This window comes from Fulverythrobacter fulvus (assembly GCF_037154085.1).
GTDB classification, from domain to species: domain Bacteria; phylum Pseudomonadota; class Alphaproteobacteria; order Sphingomonadales; family Sphingomonadaceae; genus Andeanibacterium; species Andeanibacterium fulvum.
Genome location: NZ_JBANRM010000002.1, coordinates 158935 through 178385, shown reverse-complemented (window position 1 = coordinate 178385; position 19451 = coordinate 158935). Strand labels below are relative to the sequence as shown.

Genomic DNA, 19451 nt, shown 5'->3' with positions numbered 1-19451 from the left:
CTAGCGCCCCGGCTCCATCCGCCGGGCGCGGCTGAAGGTCAGGGCGGAAAGCACGGCGGGCACGGCCATGGCGGCGCAGACGGCGCCCACGGTCAGCCCTTCGCCCAGCAGCCATCCGCCCACGATCGGCCCGAAGATCGATCCGACCCGCCCGGCGGTGGTCGCAAAGCCCAGCCCGGTGGCGCGCAATTGCGGCGGGAAGGCATAGGCGATGGTCAGCCAGTTTGCCGTGGCAGAGCCGAACAGCATTGCGCCCACCAAGGGGGCGATCAGCCACAGGGCCTGCGGATTGCCGGTAGACTGGCCGAACAGAGCGATCAGCCCGGCAAGACTCAGCATGGTGAACCACATCATGCGTTTCACCCCGATGGTGCCGCACAGGAAGCCGGTGGTCATCCCGCCAACTATCCCGCCATAGGAAACCCAGGCCGAATATTGCGCGCCCAGCGTGTCGGACGCATTGGCCTGCGCCACCAACGGCGGGCCCCAGTTGATGATGAAATACCAGGCGAACATGTTCAACGCATGGGCGAGGAACAGCCTGGCCAGTTCCTTCAAATGAAAGGGCTGAACGATTTCCGCCAGCACTGCACTACGCGCGCCTTCGGGCTTGGGCGGCAGTTCTGAAATCTCGGGAATGGCCATGCGGCGCAGCATTTTGTTGGTGCGGGCAACTGCGTTCCTCGGCTGGCGGGAGAGCAGATAGTCGAGCGATTCCGCCAGCCACAGGAATGCGATGGGAAGCAGCAGTGCGGAGAGGGCCGAACCGACCCAGAAGATGCCGCGCCAGCCATAGGAATCCAGCACTGCCACCGCCACCATCGCACCCAGGATCGTGCCGACCGGATAGGCTGCGGCCACGCAGCTCGATGCGAATTCGCGGCGCTTGAAACTGGCATATTCCAGCGCCAGCATGCCCGCCGTGCTGGTCATCCCGCCAATGCCCACGCCCGTGACGATGCGCCCAGCTGCCATGGAATAGAAGCCGTGCGACATGGCGGAAATCGCCATGCCAATGCTCATGAAGATCAGGCAGGAAAGGATCGCCGGACGCCGCCCCCACTGGTCCGCCACGGGCGATACGCCCAGCGCGCCGATCGCCATGCCGACCAGGTTCATGGACAGCAGCGTGCCCAGCGCGGCATCGCCCATGGCCCATTCGCGCTTCAGGGCGGAACCCGCCTGGGCGAGGGCAAGGATATCGTAACCGTCGATCATGTTGATCAGCACGCACAGGCCGATCACCGCATATTGCGGCAGCTGCATGGCCCGGTTGCCCAGCACTTCGCGCGGATCGGAAACGGAAACCGAAACGGGCACCGGCGTTTCGCTTGCCACCAAGACTTCCCCCTCACCCTGCCGCTATGTTGCGGTCTGCCGGGCAAGCTATGCTGCGCAGCATGGCGCGCCAAGTTCACCGGGCGAAGGAGAGGTTGACCGTGAGCGAAGCCGAACAGATCACCTGCGATGTCGAAGCGACGATGAATTATGTCGTGCGCGGCGAGAAGGCGACTTTCCATCCCGGCGCGCGGGAGAAGAGCTATTGGCCGGTGGAAGAACGCCGGGTGACGATCCATGACATGCGGCCGTTCACTGGCGATCTCGGCTTCGATCGCAACGGCTTTGTCCTGCTGGACGAGCCCACCAAGGTCACGGACTTCACGGACAAGGACGCGCTTGCCCACTATTCTCGCGAGACGGAGGCACTGGTGCAGCGGCTGACCGGCGCGGCGAAGACGATCAGCTTCGGCCCGGTGGTGCGCACCAATGCGGGCGGAACCCATGGCCACAACATGCCGGCCTATGGCGCTCACGTGGATTATGGCGACCGTACGGTGCGGGACTTCACCTACGATTTGCTGCCGAAGGAAGAGGCCGACCGGCGCCTGTCGGGCCGCTATATGCTGATCAATGTCTGGCGCCCGATCACCATGGTGGAAAGCGCGCCTTTTGCCTTGTGCGATGCCAGCACAGTGAAGCGCGAGGACATGTTCCCCAGCGAAGTTGTTGGCGGGCTGGGCGACTTCAATCGCCGCTCGCTTTGGGGCTTCAACCTGGCATGGGCGCCGGGCCAGAAATGGTACTGGGTGCCGCATATGCAGCCCTGGGAAGTGCTGGCCTTCAAGCTTTACGATAGCGATCCCGATGCGGTGCAGTTCACTGCGCACAGCGCCTTCGATGCGCCCGATACGCCCCATGATGCCGCACCGCGCCAGAGCATCGAACTGCGGACGATTTCGTTCATGGAGTGAACGGGCTCATGCTTCCACGGGCGAAGGTGTCTCCAGCGTCTTGACGAACCACAGGCCGTTCAGCCGGGCTTCGGCATCGCTGCTCATGGCGCGCAGCCCGCCCAGCGTAGCTTCCAGTGCCGCCCCGCCGCCGCATGCATGGAAGACGAGTTGCTTGTTCGCCACGGCCTTGGGCGAGGTCCGTTCGAGAAACACCCGGCGGCGATCCTCCGCATAAATATCGAGCAGCGCCGGGTCCGCCCCGTCCAGCACGATGGCGGCCAGCGTCGGCCACAGGGCATAGGCGTCGAACAGGCCAGTGGTCAGGCCATAACCGCCCGTGGGATTGGTGACATGGGCGGCATCGCCCGCCAGCACCACGCGCCCCTTGCGGAAGCTGTCGGCCGCGCGCTGGTGCATCTTGTAGGGGGCGGCCCGCTCCAGCCTGTAGCCACCCGTGCCGGGCAGGAGATGCTCATAGGCGGCGGGCAGGCGCTGGAGATAGTCCCGCTCTGGCAAGGCGGCGTCCTCCATATAGGTGCAGCGCCATAGCCCCGTTCCGTCGATCTTGACGATCACCGCCCCCCATTCCTCGTCGATCACCATGGTGGTGAGGCCGTAATTCGCGCTTTCGAAGTCGTGATGGACATTGGTGGCGACGAACCGCTCCGGCCAGGTCATGCCATCGAAGCCCAGGTTCAGCACCTTGCGCACGAGGCTGGCCGCGCCGTCCGCACCCACGACATAGGCGCAGGAGAGATATTCCACGCCTTCCGGCCCTTCCACTGCCACGCGCACGCCATCGGAATCCTGCGCCAGCGTGATCATGCCGGTGCCGAAGCGGATTTGCGCATTGGGCAGGGTCTCCAGCCGGTCGCGCGCAATGGCGGCGAGCCGGTCCTGCCCGAGATGGATGTTATAGGGAAAGGCGGTGTGCCCCTCGAGCACGGAGAGATCGTAATGGATTTCCTCGCCGGTCTTCTTCACCAGCCAGAGATAGTCCTGCTTGGGAAAGCCGCTCCGCTCCGCTTCCTCGCGTATGCCCAGCCGTTCTAGCCCGTCGAGCACTGACCAGTGATAGACGGCCGCGCGGGGGCTATCGATGATCGCCTCTTCCTGCTCCACCACGCAGACCTTCACCCCGGCCTGCGCGAGGCCCAGCGCGGTGACGAAACCGGTGGGGCCGCCGCCCACGATAATCACGTCATAATCGTACATGCATCTCTCTCCCCTGCCGCACCTGCCAGAGGGCTTCGCGCGCTGCCAAGAGATTTTCGCCCCGGTTCAAGCGGTGGCGACGGGCGCGGCCTAGGACTTGGTGCGGGAAGAGGAGAGGAATGCCAGTGGCGCAGGCCCAGTTAGACGAAACCATCGAAGCACGCGGCGGCACCTATCGCCTGCGCGGCCGGTACGATTCCGAATTCAGCGGAGTGGCCGAAGCCTTCATCGAGAATTTCCGGGTTGAGGAAGAACTCGGCGCGGCCACCAGCGTAGTGCGCGATGGCGAGACGGTGGTCGACCTGTGGGGCGGCTGGGCGCGCGAGGATCGCTCTCGGGAATGGGACGAGCATTCCACTGTCTGCATGATGAGCGTGGCCAAGGGCGTGACCGGCATCGCCTTCAACATGCTGGTAGACCGGGGGCTGGTGGATATCGACAAGCCGGTGGCCCATTACTGGCCCGGATTCGCGCAGAACGGGAAAGAGAATATTCTGGTGCGCTGGTGCCTCGATCACCGCGCGGCAATCCCTGTGCTGACCACCGACACCATGTATCCGGGCGGGTTCTTCGATTATTCGGCCTATATCCGTGCGCTGGAAGTGCAGGAGCCCTTGTGGGAACCGGGCACGCGTGCGGCCTATCACGTGCATAATCAGGGCTTTCTGCTGGGCGAGATCATGCGCCGGGTGACGGGCATGACCGTTGGCCCCTTCCTGCGCCAGAACGTCAGCGGGCCGCTCCATGCGGAATATTGCATCGGCGGGATGAGCGATGAGGAACAGTCCCACGTCGCCGAAGTGCTGCCCAACACCAAGGCGCGGCTGTTCGCGGCGAAGGACCAGACCGTGCCGCCCAAGCCGACGACGCCGGAAGGCTGGCAGGACGGGGCGACCCTGCGCAGCTTCGCCTTCCTGCAGAACCCCAGCGAACCGTGGCATACCACGATGAATTCGCCGATCTGGCGCACCTGCGAGATCGCCAGCGGTTCCGGCCATGGCAATCCGCGCGGGGTGGCGCGCATCTATGGCGCAGCCGTGGGCGAGGTCGACGGGGTCAGCCTGCTGTCGAAGCGCGCGCTGGAAGCCATGCTTGTCGAGCAGCACAACCAGATCGAACTGTTGCAGGACCGGCCCTATCATCAGGCGCTGGGCGTACTGCTGAACACGCCGGAGGCGGTCTATATGGGCCCCAATCCGCGCAGTTTCGGCCATCATGGCCTGGGCGGTTCGATCGGCTTCGGCGATCCGGATGCGAAGCTCGGCTTTTCCTATTGCTGCAACCAGATGCACGCCGTGGGCGATAACGGCCCACGCGCAAGGCGCCTGATTGATGCGGTTTACGCGGCGATCGGCTGAGAAAGGACACGATCAGATGGATAAGGAACTTTTCGACAAGGGCATGAAGATCCGCCGCGAGGTGCTGGGCGATGCCTATGTCGACCGGGCACTGTCGAAGAGCGGGCCGTTCAACGATCCGCTGCAGGAACTGGTGACCACCTATTGCTGGGGCTGGACCTGGGGGCGGGAAGGCCTGCCGCGCCGCGACCGCTCGCTGATCAACCTCGCGATGATCTCGGTGCTCAACCGCAGCCACGAGCTGAAGGCCCATATTCGCGGTGCGCTCAATAACGGTCTTTCGAAGGAAGAAATCCGCGAAGTGCTGCTGCAGGTGGGCATCTATGCCGGCATCCCGGCCACGGTGGACAGCTTCCGCATCGCCAATGAGGCTTTTGCCGAAATCGAAGCGGAACAGGCATCATGAAGGATCAGAAACGCCTGCGGATCGAGGCGGAATGCGGCAAATTGCCGCTGCTCTTCGCGCGCTATGCCGACAATGGCGATCACGAGGCGCTTGCCGCGCTTTTCACCGAAGATTGCATCTTCGCTCGCCCGTTCCAGCCGGACTTCCCGTTTTACGGGCGGGATCGGGTGCAGGCGATCTTCCGCGACCGGCCACCGATCCTTGTCCGCCACATCGTCACCAATGTGCTGGTGGAAGTGATTTCGGAGACGGAGGCCAAGGGCACCAATTACCTCGCCATGCTCTCCAGCCACAAATCGGTGGAGCCGCCGCAGGAAGCGGGCGGGCTCTATGTCGGGGGCTTCGAGGATCATTATGTGAAGACGCCCGAAGGGTGGAAATTCGCCAGCCGCTACGGCCAGGTCGCGTTGCATCTGGGCGGCGCCATGCCGGTCATTCCGCCGCCGACCGAGCAGGCCCGCGGCGTTGGAAAGGGAGAGTGAAATGAGCGTGACTGCCGCCAACGCCGACGAGCAGCTGGTGCTCGATTTCTTCGAAGTGCTGTCCTCGGGCGATCTGGAGAAGCTGCGCGGCTTCTATCACGACCAGTCCGTGTGGGAGCCCAAGGTGAAGGACATCGCCGGTGCCGGCAAGCACATCGGAATGGACATCATCGACAAGTTCCTCGCCCCCGTGCGCGGCATGTTCCATCCGGGCGACCCCAAGGTCCATGTGCACAACATGTTTTCGCGAGGCGGCTGGGTCTGCGTGGAATCCAATTCCACCGGCACCACCATGGACGGCAAGGTCTATGACAATGACTATTGCTGGGTGTTCGAAATCTCGAACGGCAAGATCGACGCGATGCGGGAATATATGGACAGCCATTATACCGCCAAGCTGTTCGGGATGGACTGAGCCATGAAGTTCGCGGGCCGCCCCATCCTCATTTCCGGCGCCGGGCGCGGCCTTGGCGAAGGGATCGCGAAGCATCTTGCCGCCGAAGGCGCCATTGTCGGCGTGGCGGATATCAATCAGGCATCGGCCCACAAGGTGGTGGACGAAATCCGCGCCGCCGGGGGCGAGGCACATGCCTATGGCGGCGATCTGGGCGAGCGGGCGCAGTTCTTCGGCGTGGCGGAAGCCTTCCGCTACGACGCGGGCCCGCTGCGCGCGGTGATCAACAATGCTTCCGTGCTGGTCTACGAACCGATCGAGGACGTGACCGAGGAAACGCTCGAACTCATGCTGTCCGCCGGGCTCAAATCGGTGTTCTGGGGCGTGCAGGCCTTTCTCGCCTATCGGGACGAGGGGGCGAGCGGCAATATCCTCAATTATTCATCGCCCGTCGCCTATCGCGGGCGGCCGAATACCGGGGCCTATACCACGATCAAGGCGGGGATCGCCGGGCTGACCAAGGTGCTGGCGGGCGAACTCGGCCCGCGCGGTATCCGCGTCAACGCTATCGCGCCGGGCAGCGTGCCGACCCCGGCGACGGACGGCTTCGTCACGCCCGAACAATATGCCCAGCGGGCAAAGAACATCCCCCTGCGCCGCAACGGTACGCCTGAGGACATTGCCCGCGCGGCGGCCTTCATCCTCTCGGACGAGGCGGATTTCGTGAATGGGGCGATGCTGGCCATCGATGGCGGCATCATCGCGGCGGGGTGAGGGGATGAGAGAAATCCTCCTCCTTCCGTTTGCCCTGAGCTTGTCGAAGGGCCGCTCTTCCCCTGGACAGCACGCCGATAAAGAAAAAACGGTCCTTCGACAGGCTCAGGACGGACGGAGTTAGCTATGGCAAAAGTCTGGCAGGAACGGCTCGACACACTGCGCGAGGTCATCCTCGCGGATATTGCGCGCGGCGATTATTACGGGCTGGTGCTCACCGCCGGGCGCGGCGGGGAGAAACTGTTCGAGGAAGCGCTGGGCGCGCAGGACGCAGCGGGCGAGCAGCCTCTGCGGCTGGATAATGTCTTCTCGATCTTCTCCACCACCAAGGCCTTCACCAACATCCTGATCCTCAAGGCAATCGAGCAAGGCCGTTTCGCGCTGACCACCAAGGTGCGCGACGTGCTGCCGGAATTCACCGGCAAGCCCCGCGAGGAAGCGACCTTTTATCACCTGCTCACCCACACGGCAGGCATGCCCGGCGTGTGGACGCCCAAGCCGGGCATGTATCTCGACCGTCTGTCGGAACTCTACGAGGCGACGATCGAGGCCGTACATGGCGTGGTGGAGCCGGGCAGCCGCTGCGACTATTCGCCGCTGGTCAATCACGTGCTGATGGGCATGGCGCTTGTCCGCACCGATCCGAAGGGCCGCGATTACCAGACCCTGCTGCATGAGGATCTGTTCGCCCCGCTCAGGATGGACAGCACTTCCATGGGGCTTCGCGCGGACCTGAAGGACCGGCATGTTCGCCCGGATATGCGCGGCACGGTGCCGATCAAGCATCTCAGCCGCAATATCGAGGGTGACCACGCCCTGTTCGAAGACCCGGCGACCGAATCCCCGCATGTCGGCTGCGCTTCCACCTCTGGCGATCTCTATCGCTTTGCCGAGATGTTGCGCCGGGGCGGGGAGCTGGACGGCGTGCGCATCCTGTCCCCGCGCATGATCGAGGTGGCGCGGCAAGTGCACACGGGCGAGATGCCCAATGAGCTTTACAAGGCGGCCCATCTGCGCGCGGGCTGGCAGGTCGCGCCCGCTTACATGGGGCTGGGCTTCAACGTGCGTGGCACGGCCATCGTGAACCATCAGCTGGGCACGCTCACCTCGCCGGAGACCTACGGCAATTATGGCGCGGGCAGCACTTTGTTCTGGGTCGATCCCGAACTCGACGTCAGCTTCGCGGCTACCAGCGCGGGGGTGATGACCCAGACTGCCAATATCGAACGCTTCCAGAAGCTGTCCGACATGATCGTGTCGGCCATGCTCTGACGGCCCCAACGGCCGCAGAATTGAGGATGATTGAATGAGCGACGCAGACATCATTGCCATCGGTTCGGGCCATAACGGCCTTGTCGCCGCGGCCTATCTGGCTGTGGCCGGCAAGAAGGTGCTGGTGCTGGAGCGTAATGACTGGTTCGGCGGCGGCGTGGTGACGCGCGAACTGACGCGGCCCGGCTTCCGGCACGACCAGCATTCGATGAGCCACATCTTCATCCAGGGCAATCCGCTGCTGCTGAATGACGATCTGGGGCTGAAATCGAAATACGGCTTGCGCTACGTCTTCCCCGACGTGCCGATGATGAGCGTGTGGGAAGACGGGTCAACCCTGCCGCTGCATCGCGATCCGGCGAAATCGGCCGAGGCGATCCGCAAGTTCTCCCACAAGGATGCGGAGACTTTCCTCGAGATGTCCCGCCAGGCCGCGCAATGGCTGCCGATGATCCAGGCGGGTCTTTATTCTCCGCCCATGCCGATGGGCGCACAGACGGCGATGATGGACCAGAGCGCCGAAGGGCGCGAGATCATGCGCACCATGGCCGTCAGCACTTTCGACCTGATGGAAGAGCTGTTCGAGCATGACAAGGTGAAGGCCCATTTCGGCCGCGTGGCAGGCGAAAACCTCGTCAGTCCGGACGAGAAGGCCACCGGCATCGGCGCCTATGTGTTCCTCGGCTTCCTCGAGAAATTCGGCTTTGGGGTGCCAGTGGGCGGATCGGGCAGCCTCACTGCCGCACTGATCGCCTGTATCGAAGATCATGGCGGCAAGGTGCTGAACAATTGCGAGGTGCGCGAGATCGTGACCGACGGCACGCACGCGACAGGCGTGGTGCTGGACGATGGTTCGCGTCTTTCGGCGAATGACGGGATCATCGGCGCAATCCATCCGCACATCCTGCCCGATATGGTCGCGGCCCTGCCCGCCCATGTCGCGAAGAATGCGAAGCGCACGCACATCACCGATGCCGCCTGCTTCACGGTCCATGCCGCGCTCGATGCGCCGATGAAATTCAAGGCGGGCGATATTTCCGCCGTGATGTATGAGCTGATGCCCGCCAGCTATGAGGATATGCGCCGCGCGTTCGACGAGCTGCGCTATGGCAATTTCTCGCCCACGCCGCTGGTCGGCGTCGGCCAGCTGACCCAGCACGATCCCAGCCGCGCGCCCGATGGCAAGGCGGTCTTCCATGCATGGGACTATGTGCCTTACACTCGCAAGGATGGCCGCAACTGGGATGAGGCAAAGGGCGAATTTGCCGAAAAGATGATCCGCCGCATGGGCGATTTCATCGAGAACGTGCCCGATGTCGTGCTCGATTATCATTGCGACAGCCCGGTGGACATGGAACGGACCAGCCCCAGCTTCTTCCGCGGCGATCTGCACGGCATTGCCACCACCACCTATCAGTCCGGCTCCCACCGGCCGACGCCTGAGTTGGGTCAGTATCGCGTGCCGGGGGTGGAAGGGCTCTATCTCGTCGGGCCGTTCCAGCATCCGGGCGGCGGTGTGTTCGGCGCCGGGCGGGCCACGGCGCAGGTAATGGCCGAAGACCTGGGCATCGATTTCGACGGGATCCACGTCTCGTGAAGATCTATTCCGCCGACAAGAGCGAGCTGATGCAGGTTTCCGCCATCGAGCGGAAAGGCAACGATCTTGTCCTGAAGGGCAAGGTCTTCGGCACCATGCCGATGAGCGCCACGCTCACCCCCGAACAGGCGCGCGCGGCGTTCAAGCTGCTGACGCCCAGGCTGATCCTGTTTCTCCTCACCATGCCATTCCGGTTCTCGAAAGGAGCCAAGAAATGAAGCGCCACGAAGGCAAGACCATGCTCGTCACCGGCGCGGCCGGTTCGATCGGCTATGCAACCTGCGAAATCCTCGCCCGCGAAGGGGCGCAGGTTATGCTGGTGGATATCGATGCCGCCAAGCTGGAAGAACGGGTGAAGGCGCTCAGCGATGCGGGCCACACAGTGTTCGGCCATCACGCCGATTGCGCGGATGAGCAGCAGGTGATCTCCTATGCCGAGGCGGCGCTGAAGGCGATGGGCCGGGTGGACGGCTTCTTCAACAATGCCGGGATCGAAGGGCATCTCGCCCCCACGCACGAATATGAGGTCGCCGAGTTCGACCGGGTGCTGCACGTAAACCTGCGCGGCATGTTCCTGGGCCTGCGTTACGTGCTGCCGGACATGGTGAAGCGCGGCGCAGGCGCGGTAGTGAACACTGCCTCCATCGGTTCCGAACGCGGCCTTGCGGGCGCCTGCGCTTACAACGCAGCCAAGCACGGCGCAGTGGGCCTTACCCGCACGGCGGCCAGCGAAGTGGCGCAGAAGGGCGTGCGGGTGAACTGCGTGATGCCCGGCGTGATCGAGACCCCGCTGCTGGTCGGCATGCTGGAACAGATGTTCGACGATGTGGCTGCCGGCATGCGCAAGCTGGGCGAAGTCGCCACGCTCAACCGCGTGGGCCAGCCCGCCGAAGTGGGCAATGTCGTCAGCTTCCTGCTCTCTGACGAGGCAAGCTACGTCAACGGCGCCAAGTGGGAGATCGACGGCGGCGCGCTGGCGACGATCCGCAACGATATCTGAAGCGAACCGACAGGCATTTCATCGGCGGGTTCGTCATTGCGAGCGTAGCGAAGCAATCCAGAGCGGAACACGTTGGGCCCTGGATTGCTTCGGACCGACGGTCCTCGCAATGACGGAAATTACCCGCTCAGCACGGCGTCCAGACCGGGCACGATCAATGTGCGCCCGCCGCCGAAATCGTGGCGAACCACGATCAGGCCTTTCCTCTCCAGATGTTCGAGCAGGCGGCGCGTGCGGCCGGGGGAGCTGGTGCCGTAAACGCGGGAGAGTTCCTCGTCATCCGGCTCCTCGATCCCTTCGGCGGCATGGCGCGCGATGGTGAGGAAGGGCGCCAGCACATCGTCATCCAGCGTGCTGCCCATTTCCAGAATGTGCTCGCGTACATGGGGCTCCAGCCCTTCCAGCCGGGCGAGCGCGATGGCGAACATGCGACGGAAACCGGCCATGTCGGGCGTGGCGGCGCTGGCCTGCCGCTTGCGGCAATGGAGCAGGAAGGTCTGATAGAGCGCGGCGGAAGGCTGGAAGGCAGCGCGCGGGTCGCTCGCCATGGCGCGCATGATGTCTTCCACCACCTGCGCGGCGGCGCCCGGCGCTGCGGAAGAAGGTTCCGCGCCATCCTCGTCGCTTGCCACGGGATCGGATTCGAAGCGGGTGATCTGCTCCGACAGCTGCTCGGCCGTGAAAGCAGGCGGAGGCGGCGCGGCGCGCTTGGCTTCCGCCTGGCTTTCCATCACGGTGGCCAGTTCGGCATGGAGCAAGGCCTGCATTTCCTCTGCCGGGGCAGTTGGCAGCGGGGCGAGCTTGCTGGCGGTCTGTTTGGGGCCGGATTTCACCGGGCCGACCTTCACCGCGCTCGGTCGGCGGCAGATCGCCGGGCCGAGGCCGAGGAAACGCCCGCGTTCCAGATCGCGGATACGCTCGGCCTGCCGCCGTTCCATGCCCAGCAAATCGGCCGCGCGCAGCATGTCGATATCGAGGAAGGTGCGCCCCATCAGGAAGTTGGACGCTTCCGCCGCGACATTCTTGGCCAGCTTGGCAAGGCGCTGCGTGGCCACGATCCCCGCCAGCCCGCGCTTGCGGCCGCGGCACATCAGGTTGGTCATCGCATTCAGCGTGATGCGGCGCGTATCCTCGCTGATTTCGCCCGCCACAGCGGGGGCGAACATCTGCGCCTCATCCACCACTACCAGTGCTGGGAACCAGTGTTCGCGCGGGGCGTCGAACAGGGCAGTGATGAAATGGGCGGAGCAGCGAATCTGCTGTTCCACATCCAGCCCTTCCAGCGCCAGCACCACCGAAGCGCGATGCTGCCGCACGCGGGCGGCCAGTGCCTCGATCTCGGCAATGGAATGGGCCGCGCCGTCGATCACCACATGGCCGAAATGGTCGGCCAGCGAAACGAAGTCCCCTTCCGGGTCCACCACCACCTGCTGCACCATGCCGGCGCTCTCTTCCAGCAGGCGGCGCAACAGGTGCGATTTGCCGGACCCGCTGTTGCCCTGAACGAGCAGGCGGGTGGCCAGCAATTCTTCGAGGTCGATCCGGACCGGCTGGCCCGTTTCGTCCTCACCTATGACGATGTTCGAATCCACGCGCCTGAGCTAGCGGCAGGCGCCCGCTGGCCCAAGGGGGTGAGGGAGGTTTTCCAGATGTGCGTGCGGGTAGGGGCAGATTTGCGCGACATCGTCACCCCGGACTTGTTCCGGGGCCCAGCTTCTTAGTCAGCATAAAGGCGCGGGGACGTGTAGCCCCACATCCCCGGAAATGACCCGGGAAGACATGGCGCGCCTCTCGCTTGCTTGATTTTTTACCAATACAAGCTGGACCCCGGAACAGGTCCGGGGTGACGGTAGAAGATTGGCTGACCGCCCTACCCCCGCCCGCCTGCACGATAGTTCCTCGGGCTCATTTCGAAACGGCGGCGGAAGGCTCGGCAGAAGCTGGAGAGGTCGTTGAAGCCGACATCATAGGCTACGTCCGTCACTGTCACGTCGCCGCCTTCGCGTTCCAAACGGCGAGCGGCGAGTTCAAGCCGGCGGTTCTGGATGAAGGCGCGCGGGGTGGTGCCCATTTCGGCGAACAGCATCTGCACATAGCGCGCGGAAACGCCCATGCGGCGGGCGAGGCGGTGGACGTCCAGATCGGGATCGGTCAGGTCCGCCTCCACCGCTTCGAACAGGGCGCGGCGGCGCTCGTCGCGGCGGTTGGGCTCCAGTGCCGGGCGGGCGGAGGCATAGGCCATTTCCAGCAGCGGCCAGATCGCATCGCCCAGCGCATCGACCCATTCGCCGCTGCCGTCATATTCCAGCTCTTCCCACGCATTGCGCATGAAGCGGGAAAACAGGGCGCCCGCCCCCCGGCTGCCGCTCACCGGAATGCCGGCCTGGCTGCGCAGATGGGGCATGCGTTCTTCCACTGTCGCCAGCGGCAGGCGCACGACGATGGCCTGCGTATATTCCTCGAAATTGAGCCAGAGCGGCTTGGTTGGATCGTAAAGAACGAAGTCCCCTTCCTCCAGCACCGCAGTGCGGCCGCCGGTGTGGTTGGTGCTGCGGCCGCGGTGCTGCACCTGGATGTTCAGCACCCCGGCGCTTTCATGGTCCGGCGCGCTGTAGATGCGGGCGGGGCTGGAACAGGGCGACAGCAATTCGCATTCGCGCAGCTTGCGGCGATAGAGGCGGGCCTCGAAAGGCGCTTCGCCCAGAGGCTCGACCCGGATCGGGGCGACCATGCGGGCGATGTCGTTCCAGAAGGGCAGGCGATCGCACGGAGCAACCTCTGCCGTGCTCAGTTGCTCGAGCAGCGACATGACATCCAAACTCCCAATGCCGCGAGATTCGCAGCGGGCCTCGTATCGGGCCATTGAGGGGGAGGTTATGGAGCCTTTGGGCGCTTGGCAAGCGGCGCGCGAATCGGCGGGATTCAGGCGCGCTCCATTTTTCAGGCAGGCCTTTCCGGGTCGAGCCCGGCATCGGCTTCCACCACCTTGGCCATGGCGGTGAAATCCGCGTCCTGCCCGTAATCGGCCAGCGCCCGTTCCAGATATCCCCGCACAACCTGCCCCAGTTGCAGCGGCACGCCCATGGCCTCCGCCTCGTCCAGCAGCAGGTTGGTGTCCTTCAGGCTTAGCGCGGCGGCGAAGCCGAAATCGAAAGTGCGCGGCAGGACGGAGCGAGGCCATTTGTCGCGCGTGGCGGAATTGATGCCGGTGCCGCTGTTCAGCACCTCGATCATGCGGGCAGGGTCCAGCCCGGCCTTGATCCCCATAGCCATGCCTTCGGAGGTAACGCCGATGGCCACCGCGCCCAGCAGATTGTTGACCAGCTTCATCACCTGCCCGGCGCCCGGGGTCTCGCCCATGTAGAAGGGCTTGCCCATAAGTTGCAGCAGCGGGAGAATCTGATCGTATGGAGCCTGCGGCCCGCCCGCCATGATGGCCAGAGTGCCGTCTTTCGCGCCCTTGATCCCGCCGGAAACCGGTGCGTCGATGCTGGCGATGCCCTTGGCGGAAAGGGCAGCGTCAAGGTCCTGCGCAAGGCGCGGGCCGGAGGTCGAAAGGTCGCACACGATCTTCACCCTTCTGCCTTCGGCAACGCCGCCGGGGCCGAGGATCGCCTCGCGCACGATGGGCGGGGTCGGCAGGCTGGCGAAGACGATATCGCATTCATCGCCCAAGGCCCTGGCCGATCCGGCTGCCTGCGCGCCTTGCGTCACCATTGCGGTGACGGCATCGGGCGAGACATCATGCACGAGTAACAGGTCGACATGACCGATAAGATTGGCCGCCATATTGGCGCCCATGCGGCCGAGGCCGATGAAACCGACAGTGCTCATAGATACTCCGAAACGGGTTTGTGCGGAGCCAGATCCACGCGGGCGATGCCGTTTTCCGAAGGGAAACAGGCCAGCACCAGCGGATCGTGGCCGGGGATGAGGCGATCGAGCGATCCGCCCGCAAGTTCCAGCGCGCGGGCCTGTGCGGCGCGATATTGCGGCTCGTCGATGAAGATCGGGAAGGGCAGCTTGCGCGCGATATTGGCGTAGAGATGCGCCGCATCGCTGGCCAGAACCACCGTGCCGCGCACCGTCTCGCAAGCCACTACCATCAGCCCGGCGGTGTGGCCGGGGCACAGGCGCAGCGAAATGCCGGGGGCGAATTCGCTGTCTCCGGCATGGAACACTACCCTGTCGGCATAGAGCTTGCGCACCAGCTGGGCGACCGGCTCGCCATCGAAAGGCGCGCGAGTATCGTGATCGCACATGGCACGGCTGGTGGCGAAGGCGAGTTCGGCATCCTGCACATGGAAATGCGCATTGGGGAAGGCGCCCAGCGATCCCGCGTGATCGTAATGCAGGTGAGTGAGGATCACATGTTCCACCAGCAAATGGTCGATCCCCGCCTCGCGCAGCCCTTCCGCGACCGGGCGGATCAGCGTGCGCCCCCGTGCCATCGCCGCGGCCTCGCCAAAGCCGGTATCGACGATCACGGGCGGATGGCCCTCGCGGTGGATCGCCCAGACATAATAGTCGAGCGGCATGGGCAGATCGTGATCGTCCACCGGATGCGAAAAATTTGCCGCCGCCACACGCTCGTGCCGCGCATAAAGGATCGCGTCGATACGGGTGACGGGGGCGGTCATGAGGCGATCATACCCTGTTCGTCATTCTTCGTCATTGCGAGGAGCCGAAGGCGACGCGGCAATCCAGAGCCCAGCGCGTGGTGCCCTGGATTGCTTCCCCCGGCACAAGGCCGGGGTCGCAATGACGAAGGACGCTTCACGCAAACCTGAGCCGCACCGGCTGGCGGATCGGGCCGTGGCCCACTGTCGTCATCCACGGTTCGTAAGGTCCGGCCAGTTCGAAGCCTTCCACCTCGCGGACGATAGTGCCGAGCAGCGCCTGCGCCTCCATTTGGGCCAGCACGCGGCCCACGCAGCCATGCACGCCGTAGCCCCAGCCGAGCGAGTGCTTGGTATCGCGCTCGATCCGGTATTCTTCCGGAGCGTCCCAGAAGCGCGGATCGCGATTGGCGGCGGCGAACATCAGCCCGCAGCGCGTACCGGCGGGGATGAGGATGTCGTCCACCTCCACGTCCTTCACCGCGATGCGCCCCGCCATGCGGCTGGGGCTGTCCCAGCGCAGACTCTCGTCAAAGGCGTTGCGCAGCAGCTTGGGATCGGCGCGCAGCTTCTCATATTCGCCGGGGAACATCGCCCAGGCGCGGATGGCATTGGCCATGGTGAGATAGGTGGTATCGGCCCCGGCGCTCAACACGGTCTGCAACAGCAGCTTGGCTTCGGCCAAAGTGACCTGGCCTCTATCGGCCGCGCGGAAGAATTCCGCCCCGATTCCTTCCGGGTCGATCGCATCGCGCTCACAGGTGGTTTCCAGCCATTCGATCACGCCGGAAAAATCCTGATCCATCGCCTCGTCGAACAATTCTCCCGGTGGGCCCATCGTGGCCCAGACCATCTGGGAAAAGCCGTGCATATGGTGCCGCCCTTCCTGCGGCAGGCCGAGAATGTCAGGCAGGACGCGGAAGATATAGGCCTGGGTGATGTCGCCCACGGCGTCCACCACCGCGCCTTCCTTAGCGCGAAGCTCGTCGACGAATTCCTGTGCGGCGCTCTCGAAGATCGCCTTTACTCGCTCCAGCGCGCGGGGGGAAAGGGCATCTGCCACCACCTTGCGCACCTGCGTGTGGCGTGGCGGATCATCGGTCAGCAGGATTTCCGGCCGGGGCGAATTGGGATCGTGCCATGGCCGCGAGGTGGAGGAGAAGGTCTGCCAGTCCAGCAGGCCCTTCGTCACATGCTCGTGCCGGGCGATCATCACCACCCCGTCATGCAGCCGCACGGCAGGGGCGAATTCGCGCAGGGCATCGTCCACCTCGCGCGCGTTGCGCACGGCATCTGGGGTGAAAATGTCCAGCGGGTAATCGGGGATCGGATTTGCCATAAACGCTACCTCCGTTCGTCCTGAGCCTGTCGAAGGACGCGCGCATGCTTCGACAGGCTCAGCATGAACGGGTGTTGGGAGAGCAGGCTCACAGCCCCAGTCCCTTGAACCAGCGCTCGCCCTTGGCGTCGGTGGTGAAATGCCCGGCGGTGGGATCGGCGAAATGCGCGCCGATGATCAGCACGCCGCTATCGGTATATTTCTCGGCAAAGCGCACGCGACTGGCGCGTCCGGCGTCCTTGTCCATGTCGAAGGTCGCGTCGCGCTGCGGCATGGCGCATTGCATCGGGTGGTGCATCAGGTCGCCGGTGATGACGGCCCGCTCACCATTCGATTCGATGCAAACATGCACATGGCCCGGCGTGTGGCCGTGGCTGGGCTCGCAATAGAGCTCTTCGCAGATGCGGTGATCGGCATCGATGAAATCCGCCATGCCCGCCGCCACGATGGGATCGACGCATTCGATCATGTGGCCCGGATGGTGGATGCCGTCATTGCGAATATGCTTCCATGCCTCGAACTCGGTCTTGCCGAACAGATAGCGGGCATTGGGGAAGGTCGGCCTGAACTCGCCCGTTTCCGGGTCTTTGTAAGTGTTCCAGCCCACATGGTCGAAATGCAGGTGCGTGCACATCACGATGTCCACATCGTGCCGGTCCACGCCAAGGCTCTCCAGATCCTGCATGAAGCCTTCGGGCAGGTTAGTGAACACATCGAACTGCCGGTCGCGCCCGGCGCCGATGCAGCTGTCCACCACGATGGTCTTCGTCGGGGTCTGCACTACAAAGCCCTGGAAGTTCATCCGCTGCTGCCCGTCGGGCGTGGCGTAATGCGGGTGCAGCCATTCCAGCGCGATCACTTCCTCGGGTGTCGCATCGGGCATGGTCATGTTGATGTTATCGCGAAAGTCCCACACTTCCACGATCCGGCTGACGGTGACGTCGCCCACCTGCCAGCTTTTGACGTGTTCCTTCGCCATGTCGTGCCCTCTCCTCAGGCGGCTTTCTTTGAACGGGATGCCGCCTTCTTCGGGGCGGATTTGTATCGGGCGACCGATTCCGGCGGCAGATCGGCGGCCGGAAGGGCGGGCTTGCCCAGGATGAAATCGGCCGCGCGCTCGGCAATCATCACGCAGGGGGCATTGGTGTTGCCACCGATGATGCTGGGCATCACGCTGGCATCGGCCACGCGCAGCCCGGCAATGCCATTGAAGCGCAATTGCGGATCGACCACGGCGCCTGCATCGTTGCCCATGCGGCAGGTGCCGACCGGGTGATGCACGGTATAGCCGGTGCTGCGGATATAGGCGTCGATTTCCGCATCGCTCTGCACTTCCGGCCCAGGCGCCACTTCCACGCCGCCATAGGGCGCGAAGGCTTGGCTGGCGAAGACCTTGCGCGCGATCTTGATGGCGCGGATCAGGCAGTCGATCTCGCCATCCTCGGCCAGCAGGCGCGGGTCGATCAGCGGCGCGGCGGCGGGATCGGGGCTGGCCAGCCGCAAGGTGCCGCGCGCCTTGGGATAGAGCGAGACCGGGCTGATTGCGTAGCCATGGCCCACGGGGAAGGGGATCTTCGTCGTCAGGCGCTTGGCGGGCTGGAACACGAATTGCACGTCCGGCCGGGCCAGCGACGGGTCCGTGCGCAGGAAGGCCACGCTTTCGAACACATTGCCTGCCAGCGGCCCGGTGCGGGTGAGAATGTACTGGAACAGGTGCAGGATGTCGCGGGGCAGGGCCGGCAGCGACAGGCCATAGGATGTGGTGTTGGCCGTTTCCATATGGACGGGGGAGGCGACATGATCGTGGTAATTGGCGCCCACGCCGGGCACATCCTTCACCAGCTCGATGCCCATTTCCTGCAGATGGGCGCCCGGCCCGATGCCGGACAGCAGCAGGATCTGCGGCGTCTGCACCGCGCCCGCGCACAGCACCACTTCGTGCCGGGCGCGCACGATCCGCCCGTCGAGCAGTTCCACACCCGTGGCGCGGCCTTCTTCCACCAGCACACGGCGCACCGGGGCGCCGGTCTGCACGTGGACATTGCCGCGCTTCAGCGCCGGGCGCAGCATGTTGATCGACGTGCTCTCGCGGCGGCCTGCGCGCATCAGGCCCTGGCGCCGGCCATAGCCTTCGGAATTGGGGCCGTTGAAATCGGGGCAGGCGGGGAATTGCAGCGAGGCGAGCCCGTCCATGAAGGCGTAGTTCAGCGCGTTGGGGTTATCGACCACCTTGACGTTGATCGGCCCGCCCTTGCCGTGGAATACGCTCTCGGGATAATTCTCGTTATTCTCGGTGCGGGTGAAATAGGGCAGCACTTCCGCGTAAGACCAGCCAGTGGCCCCGGCGTCTGCCCAATCGTCGTAATCCGTCGGATGGCCGCGGAAATAGACCATGCCGTTGATACTGCCCGATCCGCCCAGCACCTTGCCGCGCGGCACGGGAATCGGCCGCCCCGCCATGCCGGGCTGGGGCACGGTGGCGAAGTTCCAGTTGAGGCCCTTCGTATGGATCGCTGCGGCCACGAAGCTCGGCACGTGGATGAAGGGATGGCTATCCGCGCCGCCCGCTTCCAGCAGGCAGGTCGTGCGATCTTCCCGCTCCCCCAGCCGGGCCGCCAGCGCCGCGCCGGAAGTGCCGCCGCCCACCACCACGTAATCGAATTCCGCCGCATCCATCCCGCGCATCTCTCCCATTATCGGGAGGGGGATAGACCGTGCATGCGTTCAGCGGCTTGGCAGGGTGCGAAGAGGGATTGCCGAG

At 64.5% G+C, this 19451-nt stretch carries 19 protein-coding genes; 10 read left to right on the top strand and 9 right to left on the bottom strand.

Translation table 11 applies throughout. The features are described 5' to 3' along the window. The gene (locus tag WFP36_RS06515; RefSeq protein ID WP_336978970.1) at window positions 1-1338 is read right to left on the bottom strand and encodes an MFS transporter; all 1338 of its coding nucleotides are present in this window, start codon (window positions 1336-1338) and stop codon (window positions 1-3) included. A 101-nt stretch (window positions 1339-1439) separates the two neighbouring features. On the opposite strand from WFP36_RS06515, the gene WFP36_RS06510 reads away from it, so the two are divergent. Then, entirely contained in the window at window positions 1440-2252 is an 813-nt protein-coding gene (locus tag WFP36_RS06510; RefSeq protein ID WP_336978968.1) for a CmcJ/NvfI family oxidoreductase, read from the top strand. Between the two features lie 6 nt (window positions 2253-2258). Here WFP36_RS06510 and WFP36_RS06505 read toward each other — a convergent pair whose 3' ends face one another. Further along, complete coding sequence (locus tag WFP36_RS06505) at window positions 2259-3449, bottom strand: FAD-dependent monooxygenase (protein WP_336978967.1); 1191 nt, start codon at window positions 3447-3449, stop codon at window positions 2259-2261. A 119-nt stretch (window positions 3450-3568) separates the two neighbouring features. On the opposite strand from WFP36_RS06505, the gene WFP36_RS06500 reads away from it, so the two are divergent. The 9 genes from WFP36_RS06500 to WFP36_RS06460 all read left to right on the top strand — a co-directional run bounded on the left by WFP36_RS06500 (window position 3569) and on the right by WFP36_RS06460 (window position 10732). Continuing rightward, window positions 3569-4807 carry a serine hydrolase domain-containing protein gene (locus tag WFP36_RS06500; RefSeq protein ID WP_336978966.1) on the top strand — a complete coding sequence of 413 codons (1239 nt, stop codon included), beginning with the start codon at window positions 3569-3571 and terminating at the stop codon, window positions 4805-4807. 16 nt (window positions 4808-4823) lie between these two features. Then, window positions 4824-5213: a carboxymuconolactone decarboxylase family protein gene (locus WFP36_RS06495; protein WP_336978965.1), complete on the top strand. Its 390-nt coding sequence runs from the start codon at window positions 4824-4826 to the stop codon at window positions 5211-5213. Further along, window positions 5210-5695 carry a nuclear transport factor 2 family protein gene (locus WFP36_RS06490; protein ID WP_336978963.1) on the top strand — a complete coding sequence of 162 codons (486 nt, stop codon included), beginning with the start codon at window positions 5210-5212 and terminating at the stop codon, window positions 5693-5695. The genes WFP36_RS06495 and WFP36_RS06490 overlap by 4 nt, the downstream gene beginning before the upstream one ends. Before the next feature lies 1 nt (window position 5696). Then, complete coding sequence (locus tag WFP36_RS06485; RefSeq protein ID WP_336978961.1) at window positions 5697-6110, top strand: nuclear transport factor 2 family protein; 414 nt, start codon at window positions 5697-5699, stop codon at window positions 6108-6110. A 3-nt stretch (window positions 6111-6113) separates the two neighbouring features. Next, window positions 6114-6863: an SDR family NAD(P)-dependent oxidoreductase gene (locus tag WFP36_RS06480; RefSeq protein WP_336978959.1), complete on the top strand. Its 750-nt coding sequence runs from the start codon at window positions 6114-6116 to the stop codon at window positions 6861-6863. A gap of 126 nt (window positions 6864-6989) precedes the next feature. Continuing rightward, window positions 6990-8135, top strand: coding sequence for a serine hydrolase domain-containing protein (locus WFP36_RS06475; protein WP_336978957.1), 1146 nt, complete (start codon window positions 6990-6992; stop codon window positions 8133-8135). A 34-nt stretch (window positions 8136-8169) separates the two neighbouring features. Next, entirely contained in the window at window positions 8170-9732 is a 1563-nt protein-coding gene (locus WFP36_RS06470; RefSeq protein WP_336978955.1) for a phytoene desaturase family protein, read from the top strand. Next, complete coding sequence (locus tag WFP36_RS06465; protein ID WP_336978953.1) at window positions 9729-9950, top strand: hypothetical protein; 222 nt, start codon at window positions 9729-9731, stop codon at window positions 9948-9950. Before WFP36_RS06470 ends, WFP36_RS06465 begins: the two co-directional genes overlap by 4 nt. Continuing rightward, on the top strand, window positions 9947-10732 hold the full coding sequence (locus tag WFP36_RS06460; protein ID WP_336978951.1) for an SDR family NAD(P)-dependent oxidoreductase: 786 nt from the start codon (window positions 9947-9949) through the stop codon (window positions 10730-10732). Before WFP36_RS06465 ends, WFP36_RS06460 begins: the two co-directional genes overlap by 4 nt. Window positions 10733-10851: 119 nt before the next feature. On the opposite strand, the gene WFP36_RS06455 is transcribed toward WFP36_RS06460, so the two are convergent. The 7 genes from WFP36_RS06455 to WFP36_RS06425 form a co-directional block, all read right to left on the bottom strand. Further along, complete coding sequence (locus WFP36_RS06455) at window positions 10852-12324, bottom strand: ATP-binding protein (RefSeq protein ID WP_336978950.1); 1473 nt, start codon at window positions 12322-12324, stop codon at window positions 10852-10854. A 278-nt stretch (window positions 12325-12602) separates the two neighbouring features. After that, entirely contained in the window at window positions 12603-13541 is a 939-nt protein-coding gene (locus WFP36_RS06450; protein ID WP_336978949.1) for an AraC family transcriptional regulator, read from the bottom strand. A 131-nt stretch (window positions 13542-13672) separates the two neighbouring features. After that, on the bottom strand, window positions 13673-14566 hold the full coding sequence (locus WFP36_RS06445; RefSeq protein WP_336978947.1) for an NAD(P)-dependent oxidoreductase: 894 nt from the start codon (window positions 14564-14566) through the stop codon (window positions 13673-13675). Beyond that, entirely contained in the window at window positions 14563-15372 is an 810-nt protein-coding gene (locus tag WFP36_RS06440; protein ID WP_336978945.1) for an N-acyl homoserine lactonase family protein, read from the bottom strand. Before WFP36_RS06440 ends, WFP36_RS06445 begins: the two co-directional genes overlap by 4 nt. A 136-nt stretch (window positions 15373-15508) precedes the next feature. Beyond that, a complete protein-coding gene (locus tag WFP36_RS06435; RefSeq protein WP_336978944.1) occupies window positions 15509-16690 on the bottom strand; it encodes a cytochrome P450 in 1182 nt (393 codons plus the stop codon). Window positions 16691-16778: 88 nt separating this feature from the next. After that, window positions 16779-17669, bottom strand: coding sequence for an MBL fold metallo-hydrolase (locus tag WFP36_RS06430; RefSeq protein ID WP_336978942.1), 891 nt, complete (start codon window positions 17667-17669; stop codon window positions 16779-16781). Window positions 17670-17683: 14 nt separating this feature from the next. After that, window positions 17684-19384 carry a GMC family oxidoreductase gene (locus WFP36_RS06425; protein ID WP_336978941.1) on the bottom strand — a complete coding sequence of 567 codons (1701 nt, stop codon included), beginning with the start codon at window positions 19382-19384 and terminating at the stop codon, window positions 17684-17686. Window positions 19385-19451: the final 67 nt, after the last annotated feature.

Bases quoted from the DNA above. Each gene is read 5' to 3' on its own strand.
- WFP36_RS06425 (WP_336978941.1), bottom strand. From the start codon at position 19,384: ATGGGAGAGATGCGCGGGATGGATGCGGCGGAATTCGATTACGTGGTG.
- WFP36_RS06505 (WP_336978967.1), bottom strand. From the start codon at position 3,449: ATGTACGATTATGACGTGATTATCGTGGGCGGCGGCCCCACCGGTTTC.
- WFP36_RS06450 (WP_336978949.1), bottom strand. From the start codon at position 13,541: ATGTCGCTGCTCGAGCAACTGAGCACGGCAGAGGTTGCTCCGTGCGAT.
- WFP36_RS06470 (WP_336978955.1), top strand. From the start codon at position 8,170: ATGAGCGACGCAGACATCATTGCCATCGGTTCGGGCCATAACGGCCTT.
- WFP36_RS06490 (WP_336978963.1), top strand. From the start codon at position 5,210: ATGAAGGATCAGAAACGCCTGCGGATCGAGGCGGAATGCGGCAAATTG.
- WFP36_RS06495 (WP_336978965.1), top strand. From the start codon at position 4,824: ATGGATAAGGAACTTTTCGACAAGGGCATGAAGATCCGCCGCGAGGTG.
- WFP36_RS06440 (WP_336978945.1), bottom strand. From the start codon at position 15,372: ATGACCGCCCCCGTCACCCGTATCGACGCGATCCTTTATGCGCGGCAC.
- WFP36_RS06480 (WP_336978959.1), top strand. From the start codon at position 6,114: ATGAAGTTCGCGGGCCGCCCCATCCTCATTTCCGGCGCCGGGCGCGGC.
- WFP36_RS06435 (WP_336978944.1), bottom strand. From the start codon at position 16,690: ATGGCAAATCCGATCCCCGATTACCCGCTGGACATTTTCACCCCAGAT.
- WFP36_RS06445 (WP_336978947.1), bottom strand. From the start codon at position 14,566: ATGAGCACTGTCGGTTTCATCGGCCTCGGCCGCATGGGCGCCAATATG.
- WFP36_RS06500 (WP_336978966.1), top strand. From the start codon at position 3,569: ATGCCAGTGGCGCAGGCCCAGTTAGACGAAACCATCGAAGCACGCGGC.
- WFP36_RS06485 (WP_336978961.1), top strand. From the start codon at position 5,697: ATGAGCGTGACTGCCGCCAACGCCGACGAGCAGCTGGTGCTCGATTTC.
- WFP36_RS06460 (WP_336978951.1), top strand. From the start codon at position 9,947: ATGAAGCGCCACGAAGGCAAGACCATGCTCGTCACCGGCGCGGCCGGT.
- WFP36_RS06430 (WP_336978942.1), bottom strand. From the start codon at position 17,669: ATGGCGAAGGAACACGTCAAAAGCTGGCAGGTGGGCGACGTCACCGTC.
- WFP36_RS06475 (WP_336978957.1), top strand. From the start codon at position 6,990: ATGGCAAAAGTCTGGCAGGAACGGCTCGACACACTGCGCGAGGTCATC.